Genomic DNA, 13,724 nt, shown 5'->3' on the forward strand with positions numbered 1-13,724 from the left:
TATGCCTCTCTTGCACGTAGATCATGCCCTGATATACGCGCGCCGGCCGTGCAAACCAACCTCAGTCTGGCGCGCTCACGCGACGCGCTTTTCGTGTTTTCCTTCAGCGATTTCTTCCGCGATCTTGGCACAGAAAGCGTCCAGATCGCCCGGATTCCGGCTGGTCACCAACCCCTGATCGGTCACCACCGCGCTGTCTTCCCACTTCCCACCGGCATTGATCACATCGGTCTTGACCGATGGGTAGGAGGTCACCTTCCGGTCCCGCACAATGCCAGTCTCGACCAGCAGCCACGGCGCGTGGCAGATGGCGGCCACGACCTTTTTCTATGTCCAGAAGTCCTTGATAAAACTCAGAACTTTGTCTTCGACCCGCAGCAGGTCCGGATTGATCTGACCGCCCGGGAGCACGATGGCGTCGTAGTCGTCGGCGCTGACCGAATCGATTGTCTTGTCGACCGGGACGGCCCGTCCCCAGTCGTCAGTGTCCCAGCCCTTGATATCGCCGGCTTCCAACGCAATCACCTCAACGGTGGCGCCAGCCTGCTTCAACCGGTCCCGCGGCACCTCGAGTTCGGACTGCTCAAACCCGTGAGTCGCCACGATCGCGATCCGCTTGCCTGAAATGTCATGCATGTCGTTTCTCACACTCTCAATTATTGGGTGTGGTGAAACGATCATATCCCGCCCGCGTTCCGAACAACCTGAGAAGGAAAAAATAAAGGCACCCGGTACGCCCGGATGCCCTTCAAGCTTGGCAATTATGTGAGGTTATCAGCTCAGAGCGATCCGGCATGATCGCGTGCAATGCGCTGAATGTCTGCCCGGTTGATGCCGAGATCACTCAGCTCGCGATTGCCCAGAGCATTCAGCTCACGAACGGTTTGCTGATACATCGACCATCTCCTGAACGACTTGCGAATATCCATGTTCCTACTCCTTTGCGTCTTGCATGGTCTAGATAGACCAGGAGGGCGGTGATGAGCAGATGGGGTTTGCTCAACTCGGGCTTGCAATCTATGCATGACTTCCCGCTGGCGGCGGTAACGCAGTGTTAACAGGAGAGGAGGCGCGCGTGAGCAATCCGGAATTGGTGGTCTGGGGCAGGGAGAGTTCGGTCAATGTGCAGAAGGTCCTCTGGGTGCTCGAGGAGATGGGCATCGCCTATGAGCGCAGGGATGCCGGCGGAAAATACGGCAAGGTCGATACAGACCACTTCGCGGCAATGAACCCCAACCGGCTCGTGCCTGTCATCGAACATGAGGGGCTGGTGCTCTGGGAGAGCCATGCCATCGTTCGCTACGTCTGCGCGCGCTTCGGGCAGGCAGGCCTTTGGCCCGAAGACCCGGTGGATCGAGCGCTGGTCGATCAGTGGACGGACTGGACCGGATCCACGTTCCAGCCGGCATGGCTCAAGCTGTTCATCTTGCTGGTGCGCACCCCGTCATCCAAGCGAGACCCGCAGGCGGTGATCGAAGCGCAGGCGGCGGCGACCCGGTGTGTTGTGAAACTCGAAGACCGGCTGACCCAAACGCCATATCTGGCCGGGGAGACGCTGAGCTATGCCGATATCGTGGCCGGATCGTCACTATACAGGTGGTTCACCATGGATATGGAGCGCCCGCCCATGCCGGCCCTCGAGACTTGGTACGCGCGACTTCGCGAGAGGCCCGCGTTCGAAAAGACGGTGTGCGTCTCGTATGAGGAGCTGCGGGCGGTCGAATAGGCCTCGGTAAGAAGCCCGGCAGACCCCGGGAATCAAAAAAGGCATCCTTGATCGGGATGCCTTTTTTCTGTCCGCACGTTGGAGGTCGTATCGAACTTAAAGCTGGCTTGCATGGTCGCGAGCGATGCGTTCGATGTCGCCGCGGATGATGCCGAGGTCGTTCAGTTCACGGTTGTCCAGAGCCTGAAGCTCGCGCACCGTGCGCTGGTAGGCCGACCACTTCTTGAAGGTCTTGCGAATGCTCATGTTTGTCTCCTTGCTTTCGATGAGAGCTATATAACCTGACTTACACTACCTTTGTAGTCGTGTTTAAGCAGCGCCGACATGCATTTTTTGCAAGGCTCATAGCTGGAGGGCGTCGGTTCGAACGAAATCAACGCCGAGGGCTGCTGCGGATCGAGCCTGCAGACCGAGTTCGGGCGGCTTAGAGCATATCCTCTGATCACATCAGAACTGGAGCTCTAAGACTTTGATTTGTCGGGTTTACGAACCGGAGAACTGTTTCAGTTCCACCCGGAGCCGTTCTAGTCGTGCGGATCGAAGAGGGAGCGGGTCATCCGGCCGAAGTCGGTCGGGGGTACTCCCAGGTCGCTCGCAGCCCTGCGGCCGGGCAGGGAGGGGCGCCGCAACTCGGGTTGTGCGGCGGGGCCGGGTCGGTCTTTCCAGATCAGGCGGACAAACATGGATCCCTCCATGTGGATGACCAGTGGCCTCAGTCTACCGGCGAATCATGACCGTGCGATATTGGGCGGAGCGCATGCTGCCCATGCATCCCGCGCAATGATCGAGACCGGTTCTGAAAGACTCGTCGCCCTATTCGGCGGCGCTGGTCATGCCGTCGTGCCTTCGGGCCATGACTTCCCGAAGGAACCGGCCGGTGTGGGAGCGCTCGTTCGTGGCAACCTCTTCCGGTGTTCCTGCCGCAACGATTTCACCGCCGCCATCGCCGCCTTCCGGCCCCAGATCGATAATCCAGTCGGCGGTCTTGATAACCTCCAGATTGTGCTCGATCACCAGCACGGTGTTACCCGTTTCCACGAGTTGCTGCAGAACCTCGAGCAGCTTGGCGACATCGTGGAAATGCAGGCCCGTCGTCGGTTCGTCCAGAACATAGAGCGTGCGGCCGGTGGCCCGCTTGGAGAGCTCCTTGGCCAGCTTCACACGCTGGGCCTCGCCACCCGACAGGGTCGTTGCCTGCTGGCCGATTTTGACGTAGCCCAAACCGACGCGCTGGAGCGTGACAAGCTTGTCCCGGATCACGGGCACGGCAGAGAAAAAGTCTACGCCTTCATCCACGGTCAGCTCGAGCACGTCGGAAATCGACTTGCCCTTGAACTGCACCTCCAGCGTCTCGCGGTTATAGCGCTGGCCCTTGCAGACGTCGCAGGTGACGTAAACGTCGGGGAGAAAGTGCATTTCGATCTTGAGCACGCCGTCGCCCTGGCAGGCCTCGCAGCGGCCGCCCTTGACGTTGAACGAGAAGCGGCCCGGCGCATAGCCGCGCGCCTTGGCCTCCGGCATGTTGGAGAACCACTCGCGAATGTGCGTGAAGGCGCCGGTATAGGTCGCGGGATTGGACCTCGGGGTACGCCCGATCGGGCTTTGATCGATGTCGATAACCTTGTCGAGGAACTCCAGACCCGTGAGGCTCTCATGGGGGGCCGGATTGACGCGCGCGCCGTTCAGACGCCGGGCAACTGCCTGGTAGAGCGTATCCACGATCAGCGTCGACTTGCCACCGCCCGAAACACCGGTGACGGCCACGAACATACCGAGCGGTATGTCGACCGAGACGTTCTTGAGGTTGTTGCCCGTTGCCCCCGATACGGAAAGCGCGCGGCCTTTCTTGGCCTTGCGGCGCTCTGCGGGCAGAGGGATGGCCTTGCGGCCGGAAAGGTACTGGCCTGTGAGGCTGTCGGGGTGAGCGAGAATGTCGCTTGGTGTGCCCTGAGCCACGATCTCGCCCCCATGCACGCCCGCTCCGGGCCCGATGTCGAGCACATGGTCAGCCGTGAGGATCGCATCCTCGTCGTGTTCGACCACGATCACTGTGTTTCCCAGATCGCGAAGCCGCCTGAGCGTATCGAGAAGTCGTGCATTGTCGCGCTGATGCAGGCCGATCGACGGCTCGTCGAGAACATAGAGCACGCCCGTGAGTCCTGAGCCGATCTGGCTGGCCAGCCGGATGCGCTGGCTTTCCCCACCCGACAGCGAGCCGGAATTGCGCGACAGCGTAAGATATTCGAGGCCAACATCGTTGAGAAAGTCTAGGCGTTCACGGATTTCCTTGAGAACCCGCTCGCCGATCGCGTACTGGGTTTCATTGAGGTCCGCCGGCAGCTCCGTGAACCAGGTCGCGGCGGCCTTTATGGAAAGGTCGGAGACCTCGCCGATATGCCGGCCGGCGATCTTGACGGCCAGGGCCTCGGGCTTGAGGCGATAGCCATCGCACGAAGGGCAGGGCGCAGCCGACATGTAGCGTTCGATCTCTTCGCGAGCAGCCGAGGATTCCGTTTCGCGGTACCGGCGCTGAAGGTTGCCCACCACGCCTTCGAACGGCTTTCGGGTGGTGTATTTGCGCATGCCGTCGTCATAGACAAATTCGATCGCGGTCTTGTCCGTCCCGAACAGAATCGCGTGCTGCACTTCGAGCGGGAGGTCCTGCCAAGGAGTGCCGGTGGACGCCTTGTAGTGCCGCGTTACGGCCTTGAGCGTCTGCAGGTAATAGGGCGAGGAGGTCTTGGACCAAGGCAGGATTGCGCCGTCCCGAAGCGACAGGTTGGAATCGGGGACCACCAGGTTGGGATCGATCTTGGCTTCAGTGCCAAGGCCTGCGCAAACCGGGCAAGCACCGAATGGATTGTTGAACGAGAACAGGCGCGGCTCGATCTCCGCAATGGTGAAGCCGGACACTGGACAGGCGAACTTTTCCGAGAACGTCATGCGCCGCGGCGCGCCGTTGTCGTCGGTCTCGTCGGCAAACTCTGCGATTGCAATGCCGTCGGTCAGTCGCAAGGCAGCCTCGAAGCTCTCGGCCAGCCGTGATCCGATCTCGGCATTGACCACGATGCGGTCCACGACGACTTCGATGTCGTGCTTGAGCTTCTTGTCCAGCGCCGGGGCCTCTTCTATCTCGTGGAATTCCCCGTCGATCTTGACGCGCTGGAACCCCTTCTTGAGCAGTTCGGCCAATTCCTTGCGGTACTCGCCCTTTCTGCCCCGGACGATCGGCGCGAGCAGGTAGAGACGGGTGCCTTCATCGAGCGCCAGCACCTTGTCGACCATCTGCGAGACGGTCTGGCTTTCGATGGGCAGTCCGGTCGCCGGGGAATAGGGGATGCCTACACGGGCGAAAAGAAGGCGCAGATAGTCGTAGATTTCCGTGACCGTGCCCACGGTCGAGCGTGGATTGCGCGACGTGGTCTTCTGCTCGATGGAAATGGCCGGGGACAGCCCGTCGATCTGCTCGACGTTTGGCTTCTGCATCATCTCCAGAAACTGGCGGGCATAGGCCGACAGGCTCTCGACATAGCGTCTCTGTCCCTCGGCATAGATGGTGTCGAAGGCGAGAGAGGATTTGCCCGAGCCTGAAAGCCCGGTCATAACGATCAGCTTGTCGCGAGGTAAACGGACGTCGATGCCCTTGAGATTGTGCTCTCTGGCCCCCCGGATGACGATATCGCGATTGTGGTGGGGTATGTCGGTCATCGGCCAAATCCGTGTTGGGCTGCTCGGGAGAGACCCGGACAGTGAATCATCAAGTGCTGGAACGGGCATATCGGGCGTCGGGTTCACATAAGCACCCGATGTCCGGTCCGCAAGCGCGGGACGCTCAGCAACAATCGCGAACATAAGCGGAACAATCCGGTGCGGGTCAAGGGTGTATTCGCGCCGACGGCGTAGCTGCGCATCGAATACTTGACGGTATAGCAGATTGGAACATAAAGTGAACATAGCCGTATGGCCGGCGTTGGAATGCAGTCGAGTGCAGATTGGGTTGTGCAAAAAATCGACGCGGGTCCCAAAGCGGCAGTCGACCCGCGTATAGTGAGTGCATGTGACTGGCCGGACCCCTACCGGCGGACAAGAGACAGGAAAGAAACATGTCGGGAAGCGTCAACAAGGTAATTCTGGTTGGAAATCTGGGAGCAGATCCCGAAGTGCGGACGCTCCCAAACGGGGGGGCCGTGGCCAATCTTCGTATCGCCACCTCCGAACGTTGGCGTGATCGCAACAGCGGCGAGCAGCGCGAGCGTACCGAATGGCACCGCGTGGTGATCTTCAGCGAGGGCCTCGTGAAGGTCGCGCAGAATTATCTGCGCAAGGGCTCCAAGGTTTATATCGAAGGCCAAATCCAGACACGTAAGTGGGAGCGGGATGGCCAGGACCAGTATACGACCGAAATCGTGCTCCAGGGCTTCAACTCGACGCTGACCATGCTCGACGGGCGCGGCGGCGATTCCGAGATGGGGAGTAGTGGTGGAGGCGGCGGATATGGTGCGCCTTCGCGCCAGACCGAAAGCCGCCGCCCTTCGAGCGCGCCGGCGTTCGAGCCGGGTGGGGACGACGACATCCCGTTCTGAGGCTCTTTCGGTTCGTCAAGTTCGCTGTCGCCAGCTGCCGACCCTGCGTCGTGTCAAACTATCAGTCGGGGCGCTCGTCCGCCACGACTGCGCCGCGTGCTCCTCGTGGCCTGGGCTGGCCCATAGTGGAATCTTTCGCGGTCTGAAATTCGATCTCCGCATTGAGCGATGCGCCGAGAATGAAAATGAGCGCCGAGAGATAAAGCCAGAGCAGCAGCACTACGGCGGCGGTCAGCGAGCCGAACGTCGCCTCGAAGTCTCCGATTTTCTCGACATAGAGCGAGAACACGAAGCACGAGGCTAGCCACAGAACGGACGCGAGAAGTGCACCCGGCCATATCCACTTAAGTTTAGGCGGGCGGCGGTTGGCGGTGTAGTAGAGTGCCGTGATGCCCACCATCGCCAGGGCGAGAAGCAGCGGCCAGCGGAGGATCATGGTGATCCGCTCCTGTGTGCCCGGGATCGGCGACAGCCCGGCAATCGCGGGGAGAGCGGCAATGATCGAGAGCGCCAGCAGCAGGAAGATCGTCCCGATCAGGGTCACTACGATCGAAAGCAGCACAGAGACGAGGAACGATCGCTGGTTGTCCTCGTGGTTGGCCGCAGAGGTCGCATAGATCAGAGCATCCATACCCCGTGATCCGCTCCACAGCGCGATGACGAGCGAAACCGCCAGCCCTATTCCGAGCCCGGCCTGCGGCTGATCCAGCAATAGATCCAGCCGTTCGCGGAGTACCCCAAGCGCGATCTCGGGCAGGAACATCGACACACGATCAAGCTGCTCGGCCACGAACTGACGGCTGGCGAACAAGCCGAAGAGAAAGACGCCTATACCGATCGCCGGGAAAAGAGAGAGAAAAATGAAATAGGCGACCCCAGCGCATCGGAGTGTGGTTTCCATCCGTCCCATGTTGCGGGCGGTCCGGACAGCAATGGCCTGCCAACCCTTAGGCGGGATCTGAAAGGGATTGCGCGCGGCGCTTCCCGGCAAGGTTTTTGGCGGCACGCTGGTTCCCTCTAGCTGCTCAAGATTCGCTCGATCTGGTCGACGGGGTGGTTGGTGAGCGTTTTTGGCACTTCTCCAATCACACGGGTGCGCACTTCCGAATGCAGCTCCTTGCGCAACTCCCCAAGGACCCGCGGCGCGGCGCACAGGACGATCTGCTTGAAGCGCTGCTTGTGGGCATAGCGGTAAAGCAGGTCTGCCGCATCCTTTGCAAACCGCTCTTCGGCCAGCCTGTGCCAGTCTGTCTCGTCCATCGCGCTGCGTTGGTTGACCCCGGAATCGCTCATGCGCCCGGGCGTGTCGGTGCCCTGCTCGCGGCTCGGCGGATTATCTTGCTCCATTTCCCTGATCACCTTGAAAACCGGAGTTTGCCGGGTGCCGGTGTTCTCGAAAAACAGGGCTTTCTCACCGTCGGCGACCAGTACCCAGACGCCACTGTCGACGTCGAAATCCATCTGCTGCATCGTCCTGCTCCGTTCGTTGGGGCGTGAACCGGTAGAACTAGCGGGGCGCGGCACAGTTCCTTTATCGATCGGACGCGAATTCTGCATATCGCGCAAGCGGCGAGAGAACGAAAGGCACCACCAGCAGCGCGGCAACGCCGAGAAAGACCGGGCGGAACCCGGTCCATTCGCCGACAAAGCCTATGATTCCGGGCGCCAGCAGCAGGCCGCAATAGCCAGTGACCGTGGCGATCGACAGGCCTATGCCGGAAGGAATTCCCGGGAGATTGCCGGCCGCGGAAAAGGCGATCGGCACAAGATTGGCAATCCCGACACCCGCGAGTGCGAAGCCGGCAATGGCCATTGCCGGTGTTTGCGCCAAGCCCCCGACGAGAAGGCCGGCTAGGGCAATGCCCGTGGAGATGCGCAGCGTGCGGACCGCGCCGAGCCGTTGCCGGACGGCATCGCCGACAAAGCGCATGGTCGCCATTGTCGCAGAGAAAGCTGCGAACCCCAGTGCAGCCACCGATATATCGGTGCCTAGGCTGGTGCGGAGGTAATGGGCCGACCAGTCGAGAATCGTGCCTTCCGGCACCATTGAGAACAGTGCCATGATGCCGATCAGATAAGGCAGGGGGACCCGGGGCAGGGCCAGCGGCGCGCGCTTTGCCATGCTCTGGGGCTCGGAATCGTCCAAAACGCCCGGGAGCGCCAGTACGATCACGAGGCCCGTCACTGCCGTCAGCGCCACCGCGTGAACCGTCTCGCCCCATTGTCCGAGCAGCGCACCGGCCAGTGCCGCTCCCATTAACCCGCCGATGCTCCAGAAGCCATGGCACGATGACATGATCGCCTTGCCCAGTTTTCGCTCGACGGCAACCGCATTGGCATTCATCGCCACGTCCATGCCGCCGATGATTCCCCCGAACAGGAACACCGTGAACGCCGCGATTGACAGGGACGGGGCCAGCGTGACGGCGAGCAGGGTCGGAATCACGGCGATGGATGCAAACCGCACGACCATCCTCGATCCATGGCGGGCCGTGATGCCGCCAAAGACCGGCATCATGACGACCGATCCAACGCCAAAGGCGACGATGAGCATGCCCATGACGGATTCCGTGATGGCAAGCCGATCCATCATCACGGGAATCTTCGGAGCCCAGCTGCCGATCAGGAAGCCGTTCGCCAGAAAGAGAGCCGAGATCGAGTATCGGGCCGGGGTCATCGAGGAATCCTTGCTTGCAACGTTTGATCTTGAATCGATTCAATAGTGGCCGAATACGACCATCGGTCACCGGCCTCTGTCAACGCCGTATTGAATCGATTCAAGCGGTCCTCTAAACTCGGGACATGGGTGCTGTCCGACTGATCGATGTTGCCAAGGCTGCCGGGGTTTCCCAGGGCACGGTTTCCAACGTTTTCAACCGTCCCGAGCTCGTGCGCGAGACCGTGCGCGAGAAGGTGCTGGCGTGCGCAGAAGCGTTGGGATACCGGGGGCCCGATCCGGCAGGGCGCCTGCTGCGGGCCGGGCGGGTAGGGGCAATAGGTGTCGTCACCTCCAACCCCGTCGAGTATTTTTTCGAGGACCCGTTCGCCCGCGTGTTCATGTCCGGCGTCGCTTCCGCGGCGAGCCGCGCGGGGAGCGGCCTGATGCTGATATCCAGCAGGGATACCGCGTCGGCCGAACGGGTTATCGCGAACGCGCTGGTCGACAGTTTCATCGTGCTTTGCGCCGAGGAGGGAGACCCCTTGGCCATTGCAGCCGGGCGCAGGGGGCTGCCGCTGGTGCGCGTGGACGCACCTGCCAGCGAGTCGGCCAGCGGGCTGGTGGTGGACGACCGGGAGGGGGCGCGGCTTGCCGCGAGCCACCTTCTGGGCCTGGGGCATCGCAGCCTGGCAGCAGTAGTGGCGCCGATGGACAGGTCCACCGATCATTATTGCGGCGCTGCGCCGACGCGGCTCGATGGCTACAGAGATGCTCTCGCGGCGGTGGGATTGCCACGCGAAAGCCTTACGGTTCTAGAATCGGGGGCGGATCGAAACCTCATCCGGCGCTTCATGATCGACTCCTGGCAGGGGAGTGAACCCGTCACCGCCATACTGGCGATGTCGGACCGTATCGCGTTCGAGGTTCTCGACGTGGCCTCCTCACTGGGGCTCGATGTTCCGGACGACGTTTCGGTGGTGGGATTTGACGATGTGCCCGAAGCCAAAACATCCCGGCCACCGCTGACCACGGTGCGACAGCCCGTGGAGGAAAAGGGGCGGCTGGCAGTGGAGTTGCTTTCGGCCCAGAGGACGCGCACGGTGACGCTGCCCGTGGAACTCGTCGTAAGGGCTTCAAGTGCAGCGCCGCCCGCCCGTAGATGACGCCATATGCACTTTCCGGTGGACGCAGGCCGCTTGCTGCATCACAACCGGTGCCAGACATGGTGCGCGGCAGCGGAATCGCCTAAACAAGTCCCAAGGTCCAACAACGCAGAACGGCCATCGTGACAGATACGCCAGAGGATACGCCGGGAGGCCCGGTGCCTTCCGATATCAATCCGATCTCGATTACCGACGAAATGCGCAAGTCCTATCTCGACTACGCTATGAGCGTGATCGTGAGCCGGGCTCTGCCTGATGTGCGAGACGGGCTAAAGCCGGTGCACCGGCGTATTCTCTACTCGATGCACGAGCAGGGATACGAGCACAACAAGCCTTACCGCAAATCGGCCCGCGTGGTTGGTGACGTAATCGGTAAGTATCACCCGCACGGCGACTCGGCCGTATATCATTCACTCGTGCGCATGGCTCAGGACTTCTCCATGCGCCTGCCGCTGATCGACGGTCAGGGCAATTTCGGCTCGGTCGATGGCGATATGCCGGCTGCCATGCGGTACACCGAAGTGCGCATGGAGCGCGTGACCGGCACGCTGCTCTCGGATCTCGACAAGGATACCGTCGATTTCCGCGACAACTACGATAATTCGGAACGTGAGCCGACGGTTCTGCCGGCGCGGTTCCCCAATCTTCTGGTCAACGGCGGTGGCGGTATCGCCGTGGGCATGGCCACCAACATCCCCAGCCACAATCTGGGGGAAGTCGTCGATGCCCTTCTGGCGGTGATGGAAAATTCCGAAATCACGGTCGATGAACTCATGGAGATCATGCCGGGCCCCGATTTTCCGACGGCGGGCATCATCCTTGGCAAGGCCGGCATCCGTTCAGCCTATGAGACCGGCCGCGGTTCGGTTCTCATGCGTGGCCAGGTCGCGATCGAGGAGGTTCGCAAGGAACGCGAAGCGCTGATCATCACCGAGATTCCCTATCAGGTGAACAAGGCCTCGATGATCGAAAAGATCGCCGAAATGGTACGCGACAAGCGCATCGAGGGCATTGCCGATATCCGCGACGAGTCCGATCGCCAGGGCATGCGCGTGGTGATCGAACTCAAGCGGGACGCGGTGGCCGACGTCGTCCTGAACCAGCTCTATCGTTTCTCGCTCCTTCAGACGACGTTTGGCTGCAATTTCGTCGCGCTGAATGGCGGCAAGCCCGAAGTCATGTCCTTGCGGGCCATCCTGCTGGCGTTCCTCGAATTCCGCGAAGAAGTCGTTACGCGGCGCGCGCGGTTCCAGCTCAACAAGGCTCGCGACCGGGCCCACGTGCTGGTCGGGCTGCTCGTTGCGGTCAACAATGTTGACGAGGTGATCCGTCTCATCCGCTCGTCGCCCGACCCTGCGACGGCCCGGGAAAAACTGCTCGAGCGCGACTGGCCGGCAGGCGATATTCTGGATCTGATCCATCTGATCGATGATCCGCGCCACACCACCAATGACGACGGCACGTTCCGGCTCTCCGATGAGCAGGCCCGCGCGATCCTCGCTTTGACGCTGTCGCGACTGACAGCCTTGGGACGCAACGAAATTGGCGACGAGCTGAACGGTCTCGGCGAGCAGATCGCGGACTATCTGGACATCCTTCGCTCTCGTGAGCGGGTCCTGGGTATCGTGCGAGACGAGCTGATTGAGGTTCGGGATCAGTATTCCACGCCGCGACGCACCCAGATCGATGAATTCGCCGGCGACATGGACGATGAGGATCTCATCGCCCGAGAGGACATGGTGGTCACCGTCACGCACGCGGGTTACATCAAGCGCGTGCCGCTCTCGACCTATCGGGCGCAGCGGCGCGGCGGCAAGGGCCGCTCAGGCATGAGCACGCGCGACGAGGATTTCGTATCGCGGCTGTTTGTAGCCAACACGCACACGCCGGTGCTGTTCTTTTCGTCACGCGGCATCGTCTACAAGATGAAGGTCTGGCGGTTGCCCGTTGCCGCGCCCAATGCGCGCGGCAAGGCCCTTATCAATATGCTGCCGCTCGAGAATGGGGAGTATATCACCTCGATCATGCCGTTGCCCGAGGACGAGGAATCCTGGGACGCGCTCGACGTCATGTTCGTGACGACGCGGGGCAATGTGCGCCGCAACAAGCTTTCTGACTTCGTGGAAGTGCGCCAGAACGGCAAGATCGCCATGAAGCTCGACGAAGGCGATGGCATCGTTGGTGTCGAGACGGCCAGTGAAATGGACGACATCCTGCTCACGACTGCCAACGGCCAGTGCATCCGCTTCGCGATCACAGACGTGCGCGTCTTCAAGGGCCGCGATTCGACGGGTGTGCGAGGCATCAACCTCGCCGATGACGATACGGTTATCTCGATGTCGATCCTGCGGCACTTCGATGCCAGCGCCGACGAGCGTGCGGCATACATCAAGATGAGCCGCGCCGTACGCGGTGAGTCCGATGACAGCGTTCAGGACTCCGATGAAGACGGGGCCAGCGATGCGCACCTGACCCAGGAGCGCTACATCGAGATGAGTGCGTCTGAGCAGTTCGTGCTGACGATCTCCGAGAACGGCTTTGGCAAACGCACGTCCTCTTTCGAATACCGGGTCACTGGGCGCGGCGGCAAGGGGATCGTGGCCATGGCCGTCAATGCCCGCAATGGCCAGCTTATCGGTTCGTTCCCGGTCGAGAACCATGATCAGCTCATGCTGGTGACCAATGCCGGCCAGGTGATCCGTGTGCCTGTGGAAGGCATCCGGATCGTTGGGCGCTCGAGCCAGGGCGTGACGATCTTCAAGACCGCCGCAGATGAAAAGGTGGTCTCTGTCGAGCGGATTTCCGAGCCGGAGAACGCGGACGGCGAGGGCGACGTGCCAGAGGCCGAGAACCCGACCGAATAAGAGAAGGCCGCCCTGATGGGCGGCCTTTTTCGTCAACGGTCGATAGAGCTTGCCAAGGGACCGAGGTAGTGTCTAGCTCCGGATAAATGGAGCGCAGCCGATGGCCGATGCAGCCTCGCTTTTTGCCTTTGTCACAGCAGCCTTGTTCATCGCCGTGGTGCCGGGGCCAACGGTTACTATCATCATCGCGAGTGCCCTCTCATCCGGCACCCTGGCGGGGCTTGCCATCATTGTCGGCACGCAGATCGGGTTGGCCAGCATGATATTCGTGGTTGCACTGGGGCTCGAGGCGGTGATGAGCTTCATGGGCTGGGCCTTCGACATCATCAAGCTGCTGGGCGCCGCGTATCTCGTCTGGATCGGCATCGGCATGATGCGCTCGCGCGGCGAGCTCGGCGGGGTTCGTGCCGGCAAACCGCGGTCCTTGCGTGGCCATGTTGTGCAGGGGTTTTTGGTGATCTGGGCCAATCCCAAGGCGCTGCTGTTCTTTGGGGCGTTCCTGCCTCAGTTCGTGGTCGGCGCTGGACCCGCGCTCACCCAGATCATCATGTTGGGCGGGCTGTTCATGCTCGTGACCACACTCAGCGATTCCGTTTATGCGGTGCTGGCCGGTCAGGCGCGGCACTGGATCACCGCTGCCCGCATTCGGCTGGTCAATCGGGTGTCGGGTGCCGTTCTGATCGGCGGGGGCATCTGGCTTGCGCTGCAAAAGCGAGCGTGACACAACAC

The 13,724-nt window shown here is 61.4% G+C and carries 11 protein-coding genes and 1 pseudogene; 5 read left to right on the plus strand and 7 right to left on the minus strand.

Annotated features, from left to right (window positions below; all coding sequences use genetic code 11):
* Window positions 1–75: 75 nt before the first annotated feature.
* Window positions 76–636: pseudogene (locus EO136_RS05750) on the minus strand (type 1 glutamine amidotransferase domain-containing protein).
* A gap of 143 nt (window positions 637–779) precedes the next feature.
* On the minus strand, window positions 780–929 hold the full coding sequence (locus tag EO136_RS05755; RefSeq protein WP_127143507.1) for a DUF1127 domain-containing protein: 150 nt from the start codon (window positions 927–929) through the stop codon (window positions 780–782).
* Window positions 930–1,075: 146 nt separating this feature from the next.
* Between EO136_RS05755 and EO136_RS05760 the strand changes: the two genes are divergently transcribed.
* A complete protein-coding gene (locus EO136_RS05760) occupies window positions 1,076–1,726 on the plus strand; it encodes a glutathione S-transferase family protein (protein ID WP_164730460.1) in 651 nt (216 codons plus the stop codon).
* 96 nt (window positions 1,727–1,822) lie between these two features.
* Here the strand turns inward: EO136_RS05760 and EO136_RS05765 are convergent, their stop codons facing one another.
* Window positions 1,823–1,972: a DUF1127 domain-containing protein gene (locus tag EO136_RS05765; protein ID WP_127143509.1), complete on the minus strand. Its 150-nt coding sequence runs from the start codon at window positions 1,970–1,972 to the stop codon at window positions 1,823–1,825.
* Between the two features lie 567 nt (window positions 1,973–2,539).
* Entirely contained in the window at window positions 2,540–5,434 is a 2,895-nt protein-coding gene (gene uvrA, locus EO136_RS05770) for an excinuclease ABC subunit UvrA (RefSeq protein WP_127143510.1), read from the minus strand.
* A gap of 395 nt (window positions 5,435–5,829) precedes the next feature.
* Between uvrA and ssb the strand changes: the two genes are divergently transcribed.
* Entirely contained in the window at window positions 5,830–6,309 is a 480-nt protein-coding gene (gene ssb, locus EO136_RS05775; protein ID WP_127143511.1) for a single-stranded DNA-binding protein, read from the plus strand.
* A gap of 61 nt (window positions 6,310–6,370) precedes the next feature.
* Here the strand turns inward: ssb and EO136_RS05780 are convergent, their stop codons facing one another.
* The 3 genes from EO136_RS05780 to EO136_RS05790 form a co-directional block, all read right to left on the minus strand.
* Complete coding sequence (locus tag EO136_RS05780) at window positions 6,371–7,210, minus strand: YihY/virulence factor BrkB family protein (protein WP_164730461.1); 840 nt, start codon at window positions 7,208–7,210, stop codon at window positions 6,371–6,373.
* 116 nt (window positions 7,211–7,326) lie between these two features.
* A complete protein-coding gene (locus tag EO136_RS05785; RefSeq protein ID WP_127143513.1) occupies window positions 7,327–7,779 on the minus strand; it encodes a baeRF12 domain-containing protein in 453 nt (150 codons plus the stop codon).
* A 61-nt stretch (window positions 7,780–7,840) separates the two neighbouring features.
* Window positions 7,841–8,986, minus strand: a complete 1,146-nt coding sequence (locus EO136_RS05790) for an MFS transporter (RefSeq protein ID WP_127143514.1) — start codon at window positions 8,984–8,986, stop codon at window positions 7,841–7,843.
* A gap of 125 nt (window positions 8,987–9,111) precedes the next feature.
* Between EO136_RS05790 and EO136_RS05795 the strand changes: the two genes are divergently transcribed.
* From EO136_RS05795 to EO136_RS05805, 3 genes are all read left to right on the plus strand, one after another.
* On the plus strand, window positions 9,112–10,131 hold the full coding sequence (locus EO136_RS05795; protein ID WP_127143515.1) for a LacI family DNA-binding transcriptional regulator: 1,020 nt from the start codon (window positions 9,112–9,114) through the stop codon (window positions 10,129–10,131).
* 197 nt (window positions 10,132–10,328) lie between these two features.
* The gene (gyrA, locus tag EO136_RS05800) at window positions 10,329–12,995 is read left to right on the plus strand and encodes a DNA gyrase subunit A (RefSeq protein WP_246018280.1); all 2,667 of its coding nucleotides are present in this window, start codon (window positions 10,329–10,331) and stop codon (window positions 12,993–12,995) included.
* 100 nt (window positions 12,996–13,095) lie between these two features.
* The gene (locus tag EO136_RS05805; protein WP_127143517.1) at window positions 13,096–13,716 is read left to right on the plus strand and encodes a LysE family translocator; all 621 of its coding nucleotides are present in this window, start codon (window positions 13,096–13,098) and stop codon (window positions 13,714–13,716) included.
* The last annotated feature ends 8 nt before the right edge of the window (window positions 13,717–13,724 follow it).

The sequence above is a fragment of the Pelagibacterium montanilacus genome, assembly GCF_003992665.1.
Taxonomy (GTDB): Bacteria; Pseudomonadota; Alphaproteobacteria; order Rhizobiales; family Devosiaceae; genus Pelagibacterium; species Pelagibacterium montanilacus.

Excerpts from the sequence above, each read along its gene's own strand:
- EO136_RS05780 (WP_164730461.1), bottom strand. The coding sequence starts at position 7,210 with ATGGAAACCACACTCCGATGCGCTGGGGTCGCCTATTTCATTTTTCTC.
- EO136_RS05755 (WP_127143507.1), bottom strand. The coding sequence starts at position 929 with ATGGATATTCGCAAGTCGTTCAGGAGATGGTCGATGTATCAGCAAACC.
- EO136_RS05790 (WP_127143514.1), bottom strand. The coding sequence starts at position 8,986 with ATGACCCCGGCCCGATACTCGATCTCGGCTCTCTTTCTGGCGAACGGC.
- EO136_RS05785 (WP_127143513.1), bottom strand. The coding sequence starts at position 7,779 with ATGCAGCAGATGGATTTCGACGTCGACAGTGGCGTCTGGGTACTGGTC.
- ssb (WP_127143511.1), top strand. The coding sequence starts at position 5,830 with ATGTCGGGAAGCGTCAACAAGGTAATTCTGGTTGGAAATCTGGGAGCA.
- EO136_RS05765 (WP_127143509.1), bottom strand. The coding sequence starts at position 1,972 with ATGAGCATTCGCAAGACCTTCAAGAAGTGGTCGGCCTACCAGCGCACG.
- EO136_RS05795 (WP_127143515.1), top strand. The coding sequence starts at position 9,112 with ATGGGTGCTGTCCGACTGATCGATGTTGCCAAGGCTGCCGGGGTTTCC.
- EO136_RS05805 (WP_127143517.1), top strand. The coding sequence starts at position 13,096 with ATGGCCGATGCAGCCTCGCTTTTTGCCTTTGTCACAGCAGCCTTGTTC.
- gyrA (WP_246018280.1), top strand. The coding sequence starts at position 10,329 with ATGCGCAAGTCCTATCTCGACTACGCTATGAGCGTGATCGTGAGCCGG.
- uvrA (WP_127143510.1), bottom strand. The coding sequence starts at position 5,434 with ATGACCGACATACCCCACCACAATCGCGATATCGTCATCCGGGGGGCC.